The sequence below is a fragment of the Deltaproteobacteria bacterium genome, assembly GCA_035063765.1.
Lineage (GTDB): Bacteria > Myxococcota_A > UBA9160 > UBA9160 > PR03 > CAADGG01.
The window spans coordinates 138,885-158,646 of sequence record JAPSFT010000010.1; the positions used below are offsets into that span (position 1 = coordinate 138,885).

19 protein-coding genes are annotated in these 19,762 nt (G+C 74.3%); 11 read left to right on the plus strand and 8 right to left on the minus strand.

Annotated features, from left to right (window positions below):
* Window positions 1-90 precede the first annotated feature (90 nt).
* The 3 genes from OZ948_10115 to ettA all read left to right on the plus strand — a co-directional run bounded on the left by OZ948_10115 (window position 91) and on the right by ettA (window position 4,420).
* A complete protein-coding gene (locus tag OZ948_10115; protein MEB2345088.1) occupies window positions 91-1,809 on the plus strand; it encodes an acyl-CoA dehydrogenase family protein in 1,719 nt (572 codons plus the stop codon).
* Window positions 1,809-2,678 carry an NAD(P)-dependent oxidoreductase gene (locus tag OZ948_10120; protein ID MEB2345089.1) on the plus strand — a complete coding sequence of 290 codons (870 nt, stop codon included), beginning with the start codon at window positions 1,809-1,811 and terminating at the stop codon, window positions 2,676-2,678. The genes OZ948_10115 and OZ948_10120 overlap by 1 nt, the downstream gene beginning before the upstream one ends.
* Window positions 2,679-2,746: 68 nt before the next feature.
* The gene (gene ettA / locus OZ948_10125) at window positions 2,747-4,420 is read left to right on the plus strand and encodes an energy-dependent translational throttle protein EttA (protein ID MEB2345090.1); all 1,674 of its coding nucleotides are present in this window, start codon (window positions 2,747-2,749) and stop codon (window positions 4,418-4,420) included.
* Window positions 4,421-4,432: 12 nt separating this feature from the next.
* Here ettA and OZ948_10130 read toward each other — a convergent pair whose 3' ends face one another.
* Both OZ948_10130 and OZ948_10135 read right to left on the minus strand, forming a co-directional pair.
* Window positions 4,433-4,870 carry a hypothetical protein gene (locus OZ948_10130; GenBank protein ID MEB2345091.1) on the minus strand — a complete coding sequence of 146 codons (438 nt, stop codon included), beginning with the start codon at window positions 4,868-4,870 and terminating at the stop codon, window positions 4,433-4,435.
* A gap of 164 nt (window positions 4,871-5,034) precedes the next feature.
* On the minus strand, window positions 5,035-5,610 hold the full coding sequence (locus OZ948_10135; protein ID MEB2345092.1) for a PilZ domain-containing protein: 576 nt from the start codon (window positions 5,608-5,610) through the stop codon (window positions 5,035-5,037).
* Between the two features lie 355 nt (window positions 5,611-5,965).
* Here OZ948_10135 and leuA point away from each other — a divergent pair, with 355 nt between their 5' ends.
* From leuA to OZ948_10160, 5 genes are all read left to right on the plus strand, one after another.
* Window positions 5,966-7,648, plus strand: a complete 1,683-nt coding sequence (gene leuA / locus OZ948_10140; GenBank protein MEB2345093.1) for a 2-isopropylmalate synthase — start codon at window positions 5,966-5,968, stop codon at window positions 7,646-7,648.
* A complete protein-coding gene (locus OZ948_10145; protein MEB2345094.1) occupies window positions 7,645-8,040 on the plus strand; it encodes a DUF4870 domain-containing protein in 396 nt (131 codons plus the stop codon). The genes leuA and OZ948_10145 overlap by 4 nt, the downstream gene beginning before the upstream one ends.
* 29 nt (window positions 8,041-8,069) lie before the next feature.
* A complete protein-coding gene (locus tag OZ948_10150) occupies window positions 8,070-8,762 on the plus strand; it encodes a hypothetical protein (protein ID MEB2345095.1) in 693 nt (230 codons plus the stop codon).
* Window positions 8,763-8,857: 95 nt separating this feature from the next.
* The gene (locus tag OZ948_10155) at window positions 8,858-9,577 is read left to right on the plus strand and encodes a hypothetical protein (GenBank protein ID MEB2345096.1); all 720 of its coding nucleotides are present in this window, start codon (window positions 8,858-8,860) and stop codon (window positions 9,575-9,577) included.
* Window positions 9,574-12,645, plus strand: a complete 3,072-nt coding sequence (locus OZ948_10160; protein MEB2345097.1) for a M4 family metallopeptidase — start codon at window positions 9,574-9,576, stop codon at window positions 12,643-12,645. The genes OZ948_10155 and OZ948_10160 overlap by 4 nt, the downstream gene beginning before the upstream one ends.
* On the opposite strand, the gene OZ948_10165 is transcribed toward OZ948_10160, so the two are convergent.
* Window positions 12,570-13,211 carry a nitroreductase family protein gene (locus tag OZ948_10165; protein ID MEB2345098.1) on the minus strand — a complete coding sequence of 214 codons (642 nt, stop codon included), beginning with the start codon at window positions 13,209-13,211 and terminating at the stop codon, window positions 12,570-12,572. The two genes, OZ948_10160 and OZ948_10165, sit on opposite strands and share 76 nt — an antisense overlap.
* Before the next feature lie 50 nt (window positions 13,212-13,261).
* On the opposite strand from OZ948_10165, the gene OZ948_10170 reads away from it, so the two are divergent.
* From OZ948_10170 to OZ948_10180, 3 genes are all read left to right on the plus strand, one after another.
* Entirely contained in the window at window positions 13,262-13,708 is a 447-nt protein-coding gene (locus OZ948_10170; GenBank protein ID MEB2345099.1) for a hemerythrin domain-containing protein, read from the plus strand.
* Window positions 13,709-13,825: 117 nt separating this feature from the next.
* On the plus strand, window positions 13,826-14,491 hold the full coding sequence (locus OZ948_10175; protein MEB2345100.1) for a TetR/AcrR family transcriptional regulator: 666 nt from the start codon (window positions 13,826-13,828) through the stop codon (window positions 14,489-14,491).
* A gap of 14 nt (window positions 14,492-14,505) precedes the next feature.
* Window positions 14,506-15,552 carry a ferritin-like domain-containing protein gene (locus OZ948_10180; protein ID MEB2345101.1) on the plus strand — a complete coding sequence of 349 codons (1,047 nt, stop codon included), beginning with the start codon at window positions 14,506-14,508 and terminating at the stop codon, window positions 15,550-15,552.
* Window positions 15,553-15,579: 27 nt separating this feature from the next.
* Here the strand turns inward: OZ948_10180 and hemN are convergent, their stop codons facing one another.
* The 5 genes from hemN to OZ948_10205 form a co-directional block, all read right to left on the minus strand.
* On the minus strand, window positions 15,580-17,010 hold the full coding sequence (gene hemN, locus OZ948_10185; protein ID MEB2345102.1) for an oxygen-independent coproporphyrinogen III oxidase: 1,431 nt from the start codon (window positions 17,008-17,010) through the stop codon (window positions 15,580-15,582).
* Window positions 17,011-17,036: 26 nt separating this feature from the next.
* Complete coding sequence (locus OZ948_10190) at window positions 17,037-18,200, minus strand: hypothetical protein (GenBank protein ID MEB2345103.1); 1,164 nt, start codon at window positions 18,198-18,200, stop codon at window positions 17,037-17,039.
* Window positions 18,201-18,203: 3 nt separating this feature from the next.
* Entirely contained in the window at window positions 18,204-18,581 is a 378-nt protein-coding gene (locus OZ948_10195) for a hypothetical protein (protein ID MEB2345104.1), read from the minus strand.
* A 102-nt stretch (window positions 18,582-18,683) separates the two neighbouring features.
* On the minus strand, window positions 18,684-19,487 hold the full coding sequence (locus tag OZ948_10200; protein ID MEB2345105.1) for an enoyl-CoA hydratase: 804 nt from the start codon (window positions 19,485-19,487) through the stop codon (window positions 18,684-18,686).
* A 36-nt stretch (window positions 19,488-19,523) separates the two neighbouring features.
* Window positions 19,524-19,762 (minus strand): hypothetical protein (locus OZ948_10205; protein MEB2345106.1); only part of this gene is annotated, 239 nt, incomplete at its 5' end.

Sequence of the window (19,762 nt, forward strand, 5' to 3'; positions counted from 1 at the left end):
GGGCACCGGTTCCGCTGCGCGGGCGCCGGGTCGCGCCCGTTCCGGCTGCTTCGGGGCGCGAGCGGCGACGGGCGGGCTACCATCGCCGCCATGACGCTCCCGTCCGACGACGGCTTCCTCCAGGATCCTCCCCGCCTCGCCGACCAGTGGCGCGACGACACGCTGCTGCGCAGCTGGCTCGCGCGCACCGTCGACGCCGATGCGCGCCGCGCGATCGAGCCCGAGCTCGCGGAGATGGGCGCGCTGGCGGCCGGGCGGCTCCACGAGCTCGCCCTCGCGCACCGTGGCGACGAGCCCACCCACGTGCCCTACGACGCCTGGGGCCGGCGCGTCGACGAGGTGCGGGTCAACCCGGCGTGGGAGGAGTACGCCCGGGTCGCCGCCGAGCGCGGGCTCGTCGCGACCGGCTACGAGCGCCGCCACGGCCGCTTCTCGCGCGTGCACCAGTTCGCGCTGGTCCACCTGTTCCATCCCTCGAGCCAGGTCTACACCTGCCCGCTCGCGATGAGCGATGGCGCCGCGCGCACGCTCGAGACGCTGGGCCGCGACCCGCTCTTCGAGCGCGCGCTGGCGCGGCTCACGGCGCGCGATCCGGCCGTCGCCTGGACGAGCGGACAGTGGATGACCGAGCGCGCCGGCGGCTCCGACGTCGGGCTCTCGGAGACCGTGGCGCTGCGCGGCGCCGACGGCGGCTGGCTCCTGCACGGCGTCAAGTGGTTCACCTCGGCCGTGAGCTCGCAGATGGCGCTCACGCTGGCACGGCCCGAGGGCAACGGCCCCGGCGGCAAGGGGCTCGCGCTCTTCTACGTCGAGGTGCGCGACGCCGCGGGGCGGCTGCGCAACATCGAGGTGCTGCGGCTCAAGGACAAGCTCGGCACCCGCAACCTGCCCACCGCCGAGCTGCGCCTCGACGGAACGCCGGCCGAGCCCGTCGCCGGCCTCGCCGACGGCGTGCGCCAGATGGCCACGATGCTGAACCTGACCCGCACCTGGAACGCGGTATGCGCGACCGCGAGCCTGCGCCGCGGCGTCGCGCTGGCGCGCGACTACGCGCGCCGGCGCGTGGCCTTCGGCGCGCCGCTTGCCGAGAAGCCGCTGCACCTGGACACGCTGGCCGGGATGGCCGCCGAGGCGGAGGCTGCCTTCGCGCTCACCTTCGACATGGTGGCGCGGCTCGGCGCGCAGGAGACCGCCGCGGGCGGCGCGCGCAACGAAGCACTGCTGCGGCTCCTGCACCCGCTCGCCAAGCTCACGACCGGGAAACAGGCGGTGGCGGGGGCCAGCGAGGCGCTCGAGGCCTTCGGCGGCGCCGGCTACCTCGAGGACACGGGTCTTCCCGAGCTGCTGCGCGACGCCCAGGTGCTGGCGATCTGGGAGGGCACCACGAACGTGCTCGCGCTCGAGGCGGTGCGCGCCGTGCTGCGCGCGGACGCGCTCGCGCCGGCGCTCGAGGAGATCCGCGAGCGGGCGCGCGGCGTGGAGCAGGCGCTCCTGCGGCCGCCGGCCGAGAGCGCCCTGCGTGCTGCCGACCACATCGAGGCCTGGTGGGCGCGCGCGGCCTCGCGCGGCGCCTCGCTCCACGAGGCGGCGCTCCGGCGCTTCACCCTCACGCTCGGGCGCAGCTTCGCACTCGCCGCCCTGCTCGAGCACGCCGACTGGGCCCTCCTGCGCGAGGGCGACGCGCGTTCGGCCGCCGCCGCGCGCCGCTTCGCCGCCCACGGCGTCGACCTGCTGCGAGACGAGGACGAGGCGCTCGCCGCCACGACCGGCCTCGCGCTCGGTGAGGCGCTCGACGCCCAGGCGCTGTAGTGGCCCACGTCGCGTTCCTGTGTCTGGGGGCGATGGGCGGACCGATGGCGGGCCACCTGGCGCGGGCCGGGCACGCGGTGGCGGTGTGGAACCGGACCCCGGCGAAGGCGCACGCGTGGGCAGCCACGCACGGTGGCCGCGTCGCCGCGAGCCCGGCCGCGGCCGCGACGGGCGCCGCCGCGGTCTTCGCCTGCACCGGCGACGACGGCGCGTTGCGTGCGATCACGGCGGGCCCGCAGGGTGCCCTGGCGGCGATGGCACCGGGGAGCCTCTTCGTCGATCATACGACGGTGTCGGCCGAGGCGACGCGTGAGCTCGCGGCGGTGGCGGCGGCGCGCGGGGTCGCCTGGATCGACGCGCCGGTCTCGGGCGGCGAGGAGGGCGCCCGGAAGGGCCAGCTCAGCGTGATGGCCGGCGGGGAGGCGGAGGCCTTCGCGCGGATCGAGCCGCTGCTCGCCTGCTACGCGAGGACGGCGGTGCGGCTCGGCCCGACGGGTGCCGGCCAGCTCGCGAAGATGGTGAACCAGATCTGCATCGCCGGTCTGGTCGAGGCGCTCGCCGAGGGCCTGCGCTTCGCCGAGCGTGCCGGGCTCGATCCGGGGGCTGTCTTCGCGGTGCTCGCCGAGGGCGCCGCCGGCTCCTGGCAGATGCGCCAGCGCACGCCGAGCATGATCGAGCGCCGCTTCGATTTCGGCTTCGCGGTCGACTGGATGCGCAAGGACCTCGGGATCGCGCTCGACGAGGCGCGCCGCAACGGTGCTGCGCTGCCGATCACCGAGGCCGTCGACCGCCGCTACGCGGCGCTCCAGGCGCGTGGTCACGGCCGGCTCGACACCTCGAGCCTCGTCCTGCTGCTCGACGAGGGTTAGACTGCCCGGCCCTTCGCCGGCGCACAGCCGCGACTCCGAGAGCACGAGCGGACGAGAGGAAGACCCCGTTGGCCGAGTTCATCTACACGCTGCGCGACCTGCGCAAGGTCGTCGGCACGGATCGCGTGATCCTCGACGGCATCACGCTGGCGTTCTACCCGGGCGCGAAGATCGGGGTGGTCGGCCCGAACGGTACGGGCAAGAGCTCGCTGCTGCGCATCCTGGCGGGCGAGGACCAGGACTTCCTGGGCGAGGCGCGCCCGGCCGACGGGATCCGCATCGGCTACCTGCCGCAGGAGCCGCGGCTCGACCCGAGCAAGGACGTGCAGGGCAACGTCGAGGAGGGCGTGGCCGAGCTACGTGACCTCCTGCGCCGCTTCGAGGCGGTGTCGGCGCGCTTCGGCGAGGAGCTCTCCGAGGACGAGATGAACGCGCTCGTCGAGGAGCAGGGGAAGCTCCAGGACCGGATCGACGCCGCCAACGGATGGGAGCTCGAGCGCACGCTCGAGATCGCCATGGACGCCCTGCGCTGCCCGCCGCCGGACGCCAAGGTGGATACGCTCTCGGGCGGCGAGCGGCGGCGCGTGGCGCTCTGCCGGCTGCTCCTCGCGAAGCCGGATCTGCTCCTGCTCGACGAGCCCACCAACCATCTGGACGCCGAGTCGGTGGCCTGGCTCGAGCGACACCTCCAGGAGTACCCGGGCACGGTCATCGCCGTCACCCACGACCGGTACTTCCTCGACAACGTGGCGGAGTGGATCCTCGAGCTCGACCGCGGCGGCTACTACCCCTTCAAGGGCAACTACACCTCCTGGCTCGAGCAGAAGCAGAAGCGCCTCGAGCAGGACGAGAAGAAGGCGAGCGCCCGGCGCCGCACCCTCGAACGGGAGCTCGAATGGGTGCGCATGTCCCCGCGCGCGCGCCAGGCCAAGAGCAAGGCGCGCGTGCGCGCCTACGAGGAGCTGCGCGCCGAGGAGGAGGCGCGGCTGCCGGAGACGGTCGAGATCTCGATCCCGATCGGGCCGCGGCTCGGCGAGGTGGTGGTCGAGGCCGAGCACCTCGTCAAGGGCTTCGGCGAGCGCCTGCTGATCGACGATCTGAGCTTCGCGCTCCCGCCCGGTGGCATCGTCGGCGTGATCGGGCCGAACGGCGCCGGCAAGACCACGTTGTTCCGGATGATCGTCGGTGAGGAGAAGCCGGATGCCGGCACGCTCCGGCTCGGTGACACCGTGAAGCTCGCCTACGTCGACCAGAGCCGCGACGCGCTCGACGGCGCGAAGACCGTGTGGCAGGAGATCTCGGGCGGTGACGACGTGATCCTGGTCGGCAAGCGCGAGGTACCTTCGCGAGCCTACGTCTCGGCCTTCGGCTTCAAGGGCGGCGAACAGCAGAAGCTCGTGGGCTCGCTCTCGGGCGGCGAGCGCAACCGCCTGCACCTCGCCAAGCTGCTCAAGAGCGGCGGCAACGTGCTCCTGCTCGACGAGCCCTCGAACGACCTCGACGTCGACACCCTGCGCGCCCTCGAGGAGGCGCTGCTCGGCTTCTCGGGCTGCGTCGTGGTGATCAGCCACGATCGCTGGTTCCTCGACCGGATCGCCACCCACATCCTGGCGTTCGAGGGTGACAGCCACGTCGAGTGGTTCGAGGGCAACTTCCAGGACTACGAGGCGGATCGCAAGCGCAGGCTCGGCGCCGACGCGGACCAGCCGCACCGGATCCGGTACAAGAAGATCACCCGCTAGCTGGCGGTGGGCCTAGCGGCGCGTCCGGCTCTGGCTGGCGAGCGAGCTCGAGCGGGGGCCCGACGAGCCGGAGCGCGCGGAAGACTGCGCGCGCACACCCGAGGAGACCGTCGGCCGTCCGCCTCCGAAGGAGCCCGACACGCCCGACGAGCCGAACAGCGCCGCCCCGGTCCCCACCCCTGCCGGTGCGCCGCGCCGCCACTCGTGCTGGCTCAGCTTCAGCGTCGTCTCCGGCACGCCCGCGGGCGGCGTCGGCGAGGGATGCTCGAGGATCTGCTGGTAGCGGCCGCTGCCCTGGACGGCCGGGCGCGGCGGTGCGGGACCACGCTGGCGCGCGAAGTTGCTCAGCATGTGCGAGTCGTCCCAGCCGGCGCCTCCCGGCGATCCGGGCTCCGCGCCGGCGGGCGCGGCGAGCGTCAGGGCGAGGGTGAGGAGCAGGGGGAGTCGCATCACGGCCTCCGGTGACGGTTCCGGTCACCAGGGAGTGCCGCGACGGGTCGGTGAGGTGACGGGAACCGTCACGCGGGGGCTTCCGAGCCGTCCGCTTCGAGCCCCTCGCGCGCCCGCGCACCCGCGGGCCCGATCCGGCGGTCCTCGGGCGTGGCGCGCGGGCTCTATACGCGCTCCGCGCCGAGCGCCTCCCAGCCGGCGCCCACCTGCGCCAGCGCCGCCGCGGAGGCCCGTTCGGCGGTCTCGGCGGCGATGTCGAGGATGCGCGAGCGCGGGCCGTCGCTCTGCTTGACGCGCACGCGGAAGCGCGGGGGCGAGGACGGCGGCGCTTCGGGAGCGGTCTTGGGGTCCGCAGCCGGCATCGGCGGGCGCGGGCTCGAAGCCGGCGGGATCGTCGGAGCTGCCGCCGGCACGGGCGCCGCCGTCTCGCCGACCAGCTCGTAGTAGGCGCGCGGCGCGTCGACGATCCGCAGCCCGATCCCACCCTGGGCGACACTCGTCAGGTTCGAGGGAACGGCCTTCTGGCGCGCGACGGCGGCGCGCAGGAGGAGCGGCTCGCGGTCACCCTCGAACTGGAGGAGCAGCTCGACCTGGGTGCCCGGCGAGAGGCGCGCCGAGGTCTGCACGAACAGGCCGGTGTGCGAGAGGTCGATCACGATCGCCCGCTGCTGGCGGCCATCGGCCTTGAGCTCGCAGGCCATGCGGCGGCGGATCCGCCTCGCGATGCGCTGCTCGGCCATCCCGCCTCCGGTGGGCCCTCGCCTTCCAGAGGCCCGCGTCGGAGCCATCGGCCGGCCCGCGTGGCCCCTTGAGGCGGCCGGCCGGTTGACCGATCCGGGGCGCTGGACTAGAACCTGGGGCCACATGGTCCGGTCGATCGCCAGCGCGCTGCTCCTCGACCTGCTCCTCCTTAGCGAGGCGGGAGAGGCCTAGCGCGCGCACGATCGACCCGACCGACGACGCCGAAACCCTCTCCCGCCGAGCCCGTCGGAGAGGGTTTCGCGCTTCCAGGCCCCGCTCACGCTTCCCGCACTCGATCGGCCCGAATCGCAGCCCCTTCCGGCGCCGCCCGGCACCGACGAAAGGAGCTGTCCGATGTCCCCGATGCGAGCCGCGAAGTACCGGCCGTTCCCGACCATCGACCTGCCCGACCGCACCTGGCCCGGGCGCGCGCTCGTGGCGCCGCCCGTCTGGTGCAGCGTGGACCTGCGCGACGGCAACCAGGCGCTCGTCGAGCCGATGGGCCCGGAGCGCAAGCTGCGCCTGTGGGAGCAGCTCCTCGCGATCGGCTTCCGCGAGATCGAGGTGGGCTTCCCGAGCGCGTCCGGCACCGACTTCGACTTCGTGCGCCAGCTCGTCGCCGAGCGGCGCATCCCGCGGGACGTCACGATCCAGGTGCTCACCCAGGCCCGCGAGGACCTGATCCGGCGCACCTTCGAGTCGATCCGGGGTACGCGCCGGGCGATCGTCCACCTCTACAACTCGACGAGCACGCTCCAGCGCCGCGTCGTGTTCGGGCTCGACCGGGCCGGGATCGTCGAGATCGCCGTGCGCGGCGCCGCGCTCGTCCGCGAGCTGTGCCGCACGGTGCCCGACACCGACGTGATCCTCGAGTACTCGCCCGAGAGCTTCACCGCCACCGAGCTCGACTTCGCGGTCGAGATCTGCGAGGCCGTGATGGCGGTCTGGGAGCCGACGCCCGAACGGAAGATCATCCTGAACCTGCCCTCGACCGTGGAGATGGCGACGCCCAACGTGTACGCGGACCAGATCGAGTGGTTCGGGCGCGAGGTGCGCGACCGCGCGTCGGTCGTGCTCTCCGTGCACCCCCACAACGACCGCGGCACGGCCGTCGCGGCTGCGGAGCTGGCCGTCATGGCCGGCGCCGACCGGGTCGAGGGCACCCTCTTCGGCAACGGCGAGCGCACCGGCAACGTCGACCTGGTGACGCTCGCGCTCAATCTCTACACGCAGGGGATCGACCCGGGGCTCGCGCTGGAGGACATCGACGCGATCCGCGCCGTGGCCGAGCACTGCAACCGGCTGCCGGTGCACCCCCGCCACCCCTACGCCGGCGAGCTGGTCTTCACGGCCTTCTCCGGATCGCACCAGGATGCGATCAAGAAGGGCTTCGCGGCGCTCGGGCCCGAGGTCTGGGAGATCCCCTATCTCCCGATCGACCCGGCCGACCTCGGGCGCAGCTACGAGGCCGTGATCCGGATCAACAGCCAGTCGGGCAAGGGCGGCGTCGCCTGGGTTCTGGAGGCGGATCACGGGCTGCGGCTGCCGCGCCGGCTCCAGGTCGAGTTCAGCCGCGCCGTGCAGGCTGCCGCCGACGCGAGCGAGGAGGAGATCGACTCGGCGCGGCTGTGGGCGCTCTTCGAGCGCGAGTACCTGGACGAGGGGGTGCTCGCGCTCCTCGAACACCGTGTCGTCCCGGAGGACGGAGACGGGCGCGTGCGCGTGGAGGCGACCGTACGCTTCCAGGGCGCCCTGCGCCGCATCGCCGGCGAGGGCGCCGGCCCGATCGACGCCTTCGTGACGGCCCTGCGCAAGGAGCTCGGCCTGGAGGTCCACGTGGCCGACTACGCCGAGCACGCGCTCGGCGAGGGCGAGGACGCGCTCGCCGCCGCCTACGTCGAGCTGCGCCGGCCCGGCGGCACGACGACCTGGGGCGCGGCCCGCCATCGCAGCATCGTGACGGCGAGCCTCGAGGCCGTGGTGAGCGCCACGAACCGGATCGCGGCCGGTGCGAGCGGCGGTACCTTGCAGCCATGACGATGCCGATCCCGCCCTCCTACGACGACGACGAGCTCCCGCCCGGGTTTCCCGAGACCTGGGAGCGCAACTGGGCCGTGTTCTGCCATCTCGGCGGCTTCGCCGGCCTGGTGCTGCCGGGCCTCGGCCATGTCCTGGTCCCGCTCGTGCTCTGGCTGCTGCGCCGCGACCGGTCGGCCTTCGTCGATGACCACGGACGCGAGGCGCTGAACTTCCAGATCAGCATCACCCTGTACGCGATCGTGGCGACGGCGCTGATGTGGGTGCTGATCGGCTTCCTGCTGATCGTGGTGGTGGTGGGCGTGCAGCTCGTGTTCATGGTGCTCGCGTCGGTCGCGGCGAGCCACGGCGAGCGGTACCGCTATCCCCTCACGCTGCGGCTCGTCTCCTGAAGCGGCGCCAGCTCGCCGGGATCGACGAGGTGGAGGCGGCGCTGGCCACGGGCGCTCCGCTGCGGGTCCTCCTGCTCGCCCGGGACGCACCGGCCGCGGCGCGCGCGCTGGCCGAGCGCGCACGCGCGGCCGGGGCGCGCGTGCTCCCGGCGAGCGCGAACGACCTGCGCCGGATGGCGCGCCCCGGCTCACCCGGGGCCGGAGGGCTGCTCGCTCTGGTCGGCCCCGACCCCAGCGCCGATCCCGCGGCCGCGCTCGCCGGGGGCGGCGCCGCCTGGCTGCTCGCCGGTGTCGCCTACGCCGGCAACGCGGGCTACGCGATCCGAACCGCCGAGGTGTCGGGCGCCGACGCGATCTTCCTCGACGCGGCGCTCGACCCGGAGGGCCGGCGCCGCGCGCTGCGCGCGTCGATGCACGCCGAGCGCTTCTTCCCGGTCCACTGGCGGCCGGCCGGTGAGGTGCTCGACGCCGCTCGCGCGGCGGGCCGGCGGCTCGTCGCCGTCGAGGACGTCGGCCTGCACGCGCCGTGGGAGCAGGACCTGCGCGGGCGCGTGCTGCTCGTGATCGGCGGCGAGCGCGAGGGGCTCGACCCCCGGCTGCTCGCGCGCTGCGACGCGGTGCTGCGCGTGCCCATGGCCGGCTTCGTGCCGTCCTACAACCTGCAGGCGGCGATGGCGGCGGTGGCGGCCGAGCGCCTGCGCCAGGAGGCAAGCCCGGACTGAATCGCGTATCGTGGCACGCGCAAAGGGGGATGCGGGGGGCACCGGTGCGTTCGGGCGCGGGGCAGGGCGGAACCGGCCGCGGACGCCGCTGGGCGATGCCGCTGGCGATCGCCGCGCTGGCCTGCTCCGCGGCGGGCAGCGGCGGCGCCCCTCCGGCGAAGCCTTCGCGCCACGAGCGCGGGTTTCCCCCCGGCGCCACGCTGCGGCGCGATCCCGCCACGGGCGCGATCCGCTTCGTCGCCGGCTCCGATCTCTCGCAGGGCCTCGCGAGCGACCCGGACTTCCGCGCGGCGCGCGCGCGCGGCGACGCGGCCGGCATGGCGCGGGCCTTCGTCGCGGCGCACGCGGAGGCCTTCCGCCTCGAGCGGCCGGCCGACGAGCTCGCCGTGCGCGAGCTGCGCCCGGACCGCGAGGGCCGGCGGATCGTGGTGTTCGAGCAGCGCTGGCGCGGCCTCCCGGTGCTGGGTGCCGAGCTCCGGGTGCAGCTCGACGCGGCGGGCCGCGTGGTCGTCGTGACCGGTTCCACGATCCCGACCCCGACCGATCTTGGTGTGGAGCCCGCACTCGACGCCGGGACCGCGCGCGAGCGGGCGGCCCGCGCGCTCGGCCGCCCGCCCGGCTCCTGCGGCGCGTGCCCGGCCACGCTCGTGATCGCGCCCGTGGAGGGCGGGCCGCGCCTCGCCTGGCGCGTGCGCCCGGCGCGCGGCGCGCTGCACGACGAGCTGTGGCTCGACGCGCGCAGCGGCGCCGTCCTGGCGCGCGTGCCGGTGGCGCTCCCGGGCGCGCGGCCCGTCGACCCGCAGGCACCGCGATGACCCCCACCCCGCCGGCTCCCCGGCGCCGCCCGCTCGTCGCGGCCGCCGCCTGCGTGCGAGCGGCCGCAGGGCTCCTCGGGGCTGCCGCCTGCGCACGAGCGGTCGCCGGGCTCCTCGTGGCTGCCGGCCTGCTCGTCGCCGCGAGCGCCCCCGCCACCGAGCCGCCGCGCGTGGCCCTGCTCCCCCTGCCCCGGGCGCCCCGGCTGGCCGCGCCCTCCGCCACGGGGCCGCATGCGGATCCGCGCGGCGCGCGCCTGCGCGCGGTGCTCGACCGGATGCACGAGCGCGCGGCCGCGGCCCGCGGCGCGGGACCCCGCGGCGGCGCGCGCGGGCAGCGCGCGCTCGCGGCCGCCCTCGAGCGGCTGCGCCGCGCGCGCGGCGAGGTCGAGGTGCAGATGGATCCCCGGCGCGGCCTGCCGCGCATGCTGCGCGGCCGGCTCGCTCCCGCGACGGATGCGGGCCCGGGCCGCACCCGGGCGGAGCGCACCGCCCGCGCCTTCCTCCGCGAGCGGCGCGCGCTCTTCGGGCTCGCCGACCCGGAGCGCGAGCTCGAGCTCGCCCGCGTGCAGCGCGACGGCCAGGGCCGCACCCACCTACGCTTCCGCCAGCGACACCGCGGCGTGCCGGTGCTCCCGGGCGAGCTGCTCGTGCACCTCGACCCGCGCGGCGACATCGAGGTCGTGAACGGCTCGTGGGTGGCGACGCCGGCGCTCGCGGTGGCTCCCCGGCTCCCGGCCGAGGCCGCCGTGGCGCAGGCGCGCGCCGAGGTCGCGGGTGCGCTCGACGCGGCGATCCAGGCGCCGGAGCTCGTCGTCTGGGCGCCCGGCGATCGTTCCGCGCGGCTCGCCTGGTCGGTCCTCGTCCCCGTCTCGGTGTCCGCGCAGTGGCGCGTGGTGCTGGACGCCGGGAGCGGTGCGCTGCTCGACTCGTGGAACACCGCGCAGGACGGCGACGTCACCGGCAGCGGGGTCGACCTGCTCGACATCCTGCGCCCGCTGCACGTCTGGGCCGAGGGCGGCACCCACTTCCTGGTGGACGCCAGCAAGCCGATGTTCGACCCGGCCTCCGACCCGCCGGACCCCGATACGGCCCGCGGCGTCATCTCGATCCTCGACGCGCAGAACCAGCCGCCGACCAGCGACCCGCAGTTCCTCCCGACGCTCTTCCACGTCACCTCGGCGACGGCGAACGGTTCCTGGCTCCGCGACGGCGTCTCCGCGCTCTTCCACTTCTCGGCGGTCTACGACTACTACCTGACCACGCACGGGCGCGACTCGCTGGACGGGCAGGGCGGCTCGATCCTCGCCATCGTCCGGCTCGGCCAGGGCTTCCAGAACGCCTTCTTCCTCTCCGAGCAGAACCTGATGGCCTTCGGCGACGCCGAGCCCTACGCCGCGGCGCTCGACGTCGTGGGCCACGAGCTGACCCACGGTGTCACCTTCCACACCGCCAACCTGATCTACCGCGACGAGTCCGGTGCGCTCAACGAGGCGATCTCCGACATCTTCGGGGAGCTGGTCGAGGCGAGCGTCGAGGGCGCTCCGGACTGGCTCGTCGGATCCGCGCTCGCGGCGCCCCTGCGCGACATGGCGGCGCCCGGCTCGCTCACGGTGTTCGGCGCCCCCTATCCCGCCCACTACTCGCAGTACCGGGATCTCGGTGCGCTCGACGGCGGCGGCGTGCACGTGAACAGCAGCATCGTGAACCACGCCTTCTACCAGCTCGCCGCGGGCCTCTCGGGCAACGGCATCGGCCTCGCGGACGCCGGGCGCATCTTCTACCGCGCGCTCACGGTCTATCTGACCGCCAACGCCCGCTTCGTGGACGCGCGCCTGGCGTGCTTGCAGGCGGCGGCGGACCTCTTCGGTGCGGGCTCGAACCAGGAGCAGCGCGTGCGCGAGGCCTTCGACCGGGTCGGGATCCTGGACGGCAGCGAAACCCCTCCGCCACCCCCTTTCCCAGGCACCGAGGGGGACGACGCGACGCTCTTCCTGCGCGCCGCGCAGGGCACCTACTTCCTGTACCGCCTGGAGCCCGATCTCGATGGCGGCACGCCCGCCCCGCTCAGCGCCTTCGACGTCGGGAGCAAGCGCCCGGCCGTCCGTGGCGACGGGAGCCTGGCCTGGTTCGTCGACAGCCTGGACGACCTGTGCGTCGTCGCCACCGACGGCAGCGAGGCCCAGGAGACCTGCAGCTACGACATCGACCCGGAGGCCTCGCTCCAGGGCCAGATCGCTTCGGTGGCGGTGTCGCCGGGCGGTGACGTCCATGGCTTCGTGCTTCGTGATCCCGACACCGGGCAGCGGCTGAACGAGATCACGATCATCGACCGCCGGCGGAGCCCGCCGGACGACCTGCGTACCTATACGCTGGGCGCGCCCGTCACGGTGCCGGGTCCGGGCGGCAGCTTCTCGGTGGCGACGATCGAGTTAGCCGACGCGCTCGAGATCACGGCCAGCGAGGAGCTCGTGATCTACGACGCCCTCAACATCCTCCAGCTCGCCTCGGGCGGCACGGTCGAGGTCTGGAGCATCTATGCGCTCGACCGCGCGACCGGCGGCGTCTTCGCGATCGTGCCGCCGCAGGCGGGGATCGACGTCGGGTATCCGGCGCTGGCGCAGCGCAGCGACGGCTTCCTGGTCTTCGACGCGGTGGACGTCGCGAGCGGGGTCGGAAACGTCCTCGCCGGCGACCTCTCGACCGGAGCGCTGACGTCGATTGCGACCGGCCTCGACGGCTTCTCGGTGCCGGGGTACAACGGCGACGACACGCGCGTGGTCTACTCCGCCCCGGCCGGCACCGAGACCGCCTTCTCCCTGGTGGCGCAGCCGGTCTCCGGGCGCACGCTCCCGCAGGGCGCGCCGGTGCCGTGGATCGCCGACGCCGACTACAGCGTGGTGTACCGGCGCGGCAGCTTCGTGCCGGAGCCCGGGCCGGGAGCGCTCGGCGCGGCTGCGGCGCTCGCGCTCGCGGCGCTCGCACGGCCGGGCCGCTACCAGCGATCCCAGTGCAGCACGCGCGCGAGGGGCAGGCGCTCGGCGGGCCGGAAGTCGGAGCCCGTCGTGTAGGCGACCGGCAGCAGGGCGCACTGGGTGAGCGCCGCCGGGATGCCGAGGAGCTTCGCGGCCTCCTGCTCGTACATCAGGTGGAGCGTGGTCCAGGCCGCCCCGAGCCCGCGCGCGCGCAGCGCCAGCATGAAGGACCAGGCCGCGGGCAGGATCGAGCCGTAGACGGAGGCCTGCGCGAGCACGCCGGCGTTCTCGACGCGGCCCTCGATGCAGGGGATCACGAGGAGCGGCGCCTCGTGCAGGTGCTCGGCCAGATGGCTCGCCGAGGCGTACACCTTCGGGTGCTGGCGCGCGCGGGGGTCGCCCGCGGCGTACGGCCGCTGGAGCGCCGGGTTGTTCGCGTACAGCTCGAACGCCCGGCGGTAGAGCGCTGCGAGGCCCTCCTTCTGCGCAGGGTCCGTGACCACGTAGAAGTGCCAGCCCTGCGCGTTCGAGCCGGTGGGCGCCTGGAGGGCGATCTCGAGGCAGCGCTCGACGACCTCGCGCGGCACCGGGCGCGAGAAGTCGAGGCGCTTGCGCACCGAGCGGGTGGTGGTGAGCAGCCGGTCGCAGACGGCGAGATCCATCGTTCCTCCGAGGGGGAGCTGCACGCGGGCCCATGCTATCCAGTGCGTGCATGGCCGACGAGCAGCCGGGACTGCGCCCGCGCCTCGCCCACGCGACCCGGCGCCTCGCCGCGCAGCACGGGTACCTCGATGCACTGCTGGCGACGACGCAGCGCGCGATCGCGCGCCACACGCCGGCCGAGGCGCGCGAGGCGCTCTACGCCTTCCGCGGCGCCATCGGCGCGCACTTCGCGCTCGAGGAGCAGGTCCACTTCCCGGCCCTGCAAGGGCTCGAGCCGGCGCGTGGCCCGGAGCTCGAGGAGCTCCGGCTCGAGCACCGCGCGCTCCAGGCCCGGCTGGGGGAGCTCGAGGGCCAGATGGGTCGCGAGCCGCGCGAAGGCGTCGCCCGCGGCTTCGCCGACCTCGGGGTCGCGCTCCGGGATCACGAGACCCGGGAGGAGCGCCTCTTCAGCAGGGAGCCCCCTGCACCCCGCGGGATGGCCCGGACGATCAAATAAAACCAGGACTTCCGTTTCGATCCGTTGACGGCTGGACCAGATCAGGATAAAAGAGAACCAGAACACTGATTCTGATCTAGATGAGGTCTGCATCTGCTGGCCAGCCCCTCACGCCCCGTGCTTCGCTGGGTCCGCCCGCCGCGCCAGGCGCGCAGCCAGGAGACCCTCGAGCGGCTCCTCGACGCGGCCGAGCAGCTCGTCGCCGAGAAGGGCTTCGCGGACGCAACGATCGCGGAGCTCGTCCGGCGGGCGGGGTCCTCGGTCGGCGCCTTCTACGCGCGCTTTCGCGACAAGGACGGCCTGCTCTACGCGCTCTACGAGCGCTACCTCGAGCAGGCCGTCGCGACCGCCGACGCCGCGCTCGATCCCGGGCGCTGGGAGGGCGCGCCGATCCCCGAGATCCTGCGCGCGGTCGTGCCCTTCCTGGTGGCGGTGCACCGCGAGCGCCAGGGCCTGATCCGCGCGTTCGTGCTGCGCAACCACGTCGACCCGGAGTTCCGCGCCCGCCAGGAGCGCCTCTCGCACCACGTGAACGCGAGCCTCTCGCGCCTGCTCCTCGCGCGCGCCGGCGAGATCCGCCATCCGGATCCGGCGCGTGCCGCCGCCTTCGGCCTCGCGATGGTGGTGAGCAGCATCGAGAACGTGGTGCTCTTCGGCGAGCTGCGCTCGCGGGTCCTGACCCTGTCCGACGACGAGCTGGCCGCGGAGCTGAGCCGCGCCTTCCTCGCGTACCTGGGCGTGACCGCCCGGAGCGCCCGCACCCCCGAACCCACCGAGCCCTAGGAGACACCGACCCGATGCCCGCCCTCGAGCACCTGCACGCCGCCACCCCGATCGAGCACCTCCGCGTCCCCCAGACGCTCGCCTACAACTGGGAGTACGACGCCACCCGCACCCGGCTCATGCGCCTGTACGAGAACGCCAAGCGCGACCAGTGGAACTCCTCGACGCGCCTCGACTGGAGCCTCGACGTCGACCCGGAGAAGGGCCTGGTGCCCGATCCCGGCATCGCGATCTGGGGCACGCCGCTGTGGGACAAGCTCACCGAGAAGGAGAAGGCGAAGCTCCGCCACGAGGCGATCACCTGGCAGCTCTGCCAGTTCCTGCACGGCGAGCAGGGCGCCCTCCTGGTGACCGCCCAGATCGTGGACGCGGTGCCCTGGTACGAGGCCAAGCAGTACGCTGCCACCCAGGTGATGGACGAGGCCCGTCACGTCGAGGTGTACCGGCGCTTCGTGCAGGAGAAGCTCCAGCACGAGTACCCGGTGAACCCGGCGCTCAAGTCGCTGCTCGACCAGGTGCTCAGCGACTCGCGCTGGGACATCAAGTTCCTGGGCATGCAGATCGTGGTCGAGGGCCTCGCGCTGGCCGCCTTCGGCACGATCCGCGACACGGCGACGAACCCGCTGCTGCGCGATCTCACCGCCGCGGTGATGGAGGACGAGTCGCGTCACGTGGCCTTCGGCGTGCTCTCGCTGCGCGAGTACTGCCGGGAGCTTCCCGAGAAGGACCGCTTCGAGCGCGAGGACTTCGTCTACGAGGCCTGCGTCCTGATGCGCGACCGCATCACGAACCGCGAGGTGTGGGAGGCGATGGGCCTCGACCCGGACGAGTGCATCGCGCTCGCCGACGGCTCGGAGCTGGCCCGCCAGTTCCGCTACCGGCTGTTCTCGAAGATCGTCCCGAACGTGAAGAGCCTGGGGCTGCTCTCGGACCGCCAGCGCGCCCGCTTCGAGGCGCTCGGCATCCTCGCGTACGAGTCGAACAGCACCTCGGACGTCGACCACGACGCGGAGATCGAGCGCCGCATCCGGGCCGGCGAGTTGGAGCTGGCCGGGGCCTGAGGGCGCCGGGCCCGGCGGCGCGCCGCCTCAGACCGTCTGGCTGAAGAGCGGCCGCTCGGCCTCGAGCTGGCGCGCCAGGTAGGCGTCGAAGGCCATCGCCACCGGGCGGGCGGCCAGGTGGCCGAGCGCCGTGAGGCGCAGGCTGCCGTCGCCGTCGAGCTCGACGAGCCCCGCCTCGGCCAGCGGCTCGAGCGCCTCCCGCTCGGCCGCGAAGCGGGTCGCGAGCTCGGCTCCGAAGCGCGTACGGAAGGCCTCTGCCGACACCTCCTGGTGGCACATGATCTCGGCGATCACCCATTTCCGCGTGCGATCGTCGTCGCTGAGCACGTGCCCCCGGACGGTGGCGAGCCGGCCGGCCTGCACCGCGTCCTGCCAGGCCCCGAGCTCGCGATGGGACTGCGCGAAGGCGTTCGCGAGCTCGCTGATCGCGCTCGGCCCGATCGCCAGCAGGTCGAGACCCGGGCGGGTCGTGTAGCCCATGAAGTTGCGCCGCAGGGTGCGCTCGCGCGCGGCCCGCGCGAGCTCGTCGCCCGGGCGCGCGTAGTGGTCCATGCCGACCGGCTCGTAGCCGGCCGCCAGCAGCTTGCGGATCGCCGCGAGCTGGATGCGCAGCCGCTCGGGCGGCGCCGGCAGGTCGTGGCGCTCGAAGCCGCGCTGCTGCTTCGCCACCCAGGTCACGTGCGCGTAGCCGTAGAGAGCGATGCGATCGGGCCCGATCGCGACCACGTGGTCGAGGGTGCGCTCGATCGACGCGACGCTCTGGAAGGGCAGGCCGTAGATCAGGTCGAAGCCGACGCTCGCGAAGCCCATCGCGCGCGCGCGCTCCACGAGCGCCGCCGTGTCCGCGACGCCCTGCACGCGGTGGATCGCCTCCTGCACGCGCGGGTCGAAGTCCTGGACGCCCATCGAGAGGCGGTTGAAGCCGCGCTCGCGCAGGACCTCGAGGTGCGCCGCGCCGGTCACCCGCGGGTCGACCTCGATCGAGACCTCGGCGCCGGGGGCGCTCGGGAAGGCGTCCTCGAGGGCACGGTGCAGGCGCGCGATCTGGGCCGGCTCGAGGTGCGTGGGCGTACCGCCGCCCCAGTGGTGCTGCACGACGCGTGGCGGCCCCGGCAGCGCCTCGCGCACCTGCGCGATCTCCCGCTCGACGGTGTCGAGGAAGCGCGCCGGCAGCTCGGGCGAGCGGGTGATCACCCGGTTGCAGGCGCAGAAGTGGCAGAGGCTGCGGCAGAAGGGGACGTGCGCGTAGAGCGAGATCTCGCTGCCGGCGGCGATGCCGGCGAGGTCGCGGCGGAGCTCGTCGGGTCCGTAGGCGTCGGTCCAGACCGGGGCGGTCGGGTAGCTCGTGTAGCGCGGCCCGGGACCCGCGTGGCGGAGCACGACGTCCTCGATCCGGGCGGGATCGAGCGCGAGGAGCGCGCCGAGGCGCGTCGCGAGATCGGGGGCGGGCTCGCGCATCCGCCGGGCAGGCTAGCCGGAATTTCTCAGCGGGCCGCTCGGCCGGCGCCGCCGGTGGCTGCGGCCTCCCCGCACCCGCGCCGGCGCCCGGGCGCCAGCGCCGCGAGCGCGCCGAGCGCCGCCAGCGCGCCGGCGGTGCCGCCCGGCTCGGGGACCAGCAGGGCCGGCAGGGCGCCCACCTCGTTCGCGAACTGCTGGGGCGGCAGGCCCCGGACGGTCGTGGCATAGCTGTAGCTGCGGCCGAGGAAGTCCTCGTACGAGAAGCCGAGCGCGTAGGAGCCGGCGCCGAGCGACCAGGAGAGCACAGGCCCCGTGCCGACGGGAGCCCCCCCGATCGTCCACGAGAAGGCGCGCGCCACCGCCGCCAGGTTGGCGCCGCGCGCCTGCCAGCCCGAGACGAGCGAGAGCGTCCCGCTCGTCGGGACGACCCGCGTCCCCACCACCTCCGCCACGCGCACCGGCTCGGGGTAGAGCACGTGGAGCGTGAGCCGGTCCCAGGCCGAGAGCCCCGAGTGCCCGTAGTTGCCGGCGATCCCGCAGGTCTCGTTCTCGTAGTTCATCACCGAGTCGCGGTCGTAGGGGGTGACGCACAGGAGATCGGTGGGGCCCGGCTGGGGGGGCGTCGGGCAGGAGGGTGCGAGCGGCTGGCAGGTGCTCGGGTCGAGCGCATCCGGGCGCTGGTGCTCGTGCGAGAGGCCGAGCGCGTGGCCGACCTCGTGGAGCACGTGGTTGCGCCAGGGCACGCCCTGGGCGTCCGCGTCCTTGCCGAGCTTCAGGTTGTAGACGCAGCCGCGATCGCCGGCGAGGAAGTCCGGCTCGCGGGCGAAGCTGCTGTCGACGAAGCCGATCGGGCAGCCGTCGCCGGGGACCGGGCTCGACCAGGGGATGTCGGAGCCGGGGAAGAGGGCGATCCGGACGTCGCCCGCGTAGACGTCCTGGCCGAGGACCGGGACCGGGGCCGGGCAGGTGCCGAGGATCTCGAAGCGGATGTTGGCGGCGCGCTCGAACTCGCGGATCGCGTCGAGGATCTGCGCCGCCCAGGCGGGCTCGTTCGCGAGCGCCGGGCCGACGAAGCACAGGCTCGGAGTGCTCGACAGGGTGCCGTGCCCCCAGTAGGTGCCGGCGCCGGCGGGTGCCGCGGCGAGCGCCAGCACGGACGCGAGTCCTGCCGCGGCGAGGGCGCGGCGCACGGATCAGTTCCCGAAGCTCACGGCCTCGAAGCGCCGGCAGTCGCTGGCCCCGCAGCCGAACGCCGCGCCGCTGGTGTCGGCGAGATCGGTCAGGATCGAGAGCGTGCGGCCGGCGACCTGGGCGGCGAGCAGCGTGCTCAGGTAGCGCTGCGTCTCGGCGCCATCCGTGACCGGCCGCGCGAAGTAGAAGATCCCGCCGCCCACCGAGGCGGAGCAGCGCACGTGGATGCGGTTCTCGAAGGTCGCAACGTCGATGGGGTCGCAGCTCACCCACTCCAGGGCGGCGCGGGCGGCCAGGGCCGGGAGCAGGGCGCTCGCGAAGGCGAGCGCGGCGGCGAGGTGTCTCGTGCGGTTCACGGTCGTCCGGTGTCGGCTCTTCATGCGCGGGCCTCTATCACTGCACCTCCGATCGTCGGTATGACCGTGGTCATACCGAACCACCGGGATCGCCCCGGTCCTGCGCCACGGAGCGCGGATGCGGGGTCAGTCGCCGAAGCTGGGCTTGCGGCCTTCGCGGCGGGCGCGGATCGCTTCGTCGAGGTTCTGGGTGGTCATCCGCACCAGGAGCTGGTTGCGGTTCTCGAGGTCCATGCCGGCGTGGAGGCTCCCGGTCTCGAGGTTCGACCACAGCACGCGCTTGGTCATGGCGATGCCGTGCGGCGAGAGCTCGCAGATGCGCGCCGCCGTGTCGAGCGCCTCGTCGAGGAGCGCGCCGTCGGGCACCACCCGCGAGACCAGGCCGATGCGGTCGGCCTCGGCGGCGTCGATCTCGCGGCCCGTGAGCAGCAGCTCGAAGGCGCGCGAGGCGCCGACGAGGCGCGGCAGCAGCCACGAGATGCCGAGCTCCGTGTTGGTCAGGCCGTTGCGCACGCCGGCGCCGCAGAAGCGCGCCGAGGCGCCGGCGATCCGGATGTCGGTGCCCACCGCGAGGCACAGGCCACCGCCGAAGGCGGCGCCGTTCACCGCCGCGATCACGGGCTGGGGGAGCGAGCGCAGGCGCGGAACGAGGTCGGCGAAGAGCGCCATCGCGCGCACCGCGATCCGCGACATCGGCAGCCCCGCGATGCCGGGCGGCACGCCGTGGTCCTCGAGGTCGAGCCCCGAGCAGAAGCCGCGCCCGGCGCCGGTCAGCACCACCACCCAGACGTCGTTGTCGGCGGCCACCTGCTCGAGCGCGTCGTGCAGCGGCACGACGGTGTCGAAGGAGAGGGCGTTGAGCCGCTCGGGCCGGTTCAGGGTGATCAGCGCGACGTGCGGGCGGGGGCGCGTGACTTCGACGTAGGGCATGGGGAGGGATCGTAGCCGCGGCGCCCGCCCGCGCGATCAGGCCTCGCGCGCGGCGGGCTCGCGGCGCAGCGCCTCACCGGTCAGCGGCACGTCGGCCGCGAGCGTGGGCTGGAGGCGCTGGCGGATCTCGTCCAGCTCCTGGCGGGCCGCCTCCTCGCGGGCCTCGTCGCGGATCGCCCGCAGGCGCGCCCCGAGCCCGTCGCCGGCCGGGCCGGCGGCGCCGATCTCGGCCTCGAGCTGGCCCTCGGTGGCGAGCTTCGCGATGTGCTCGCGCA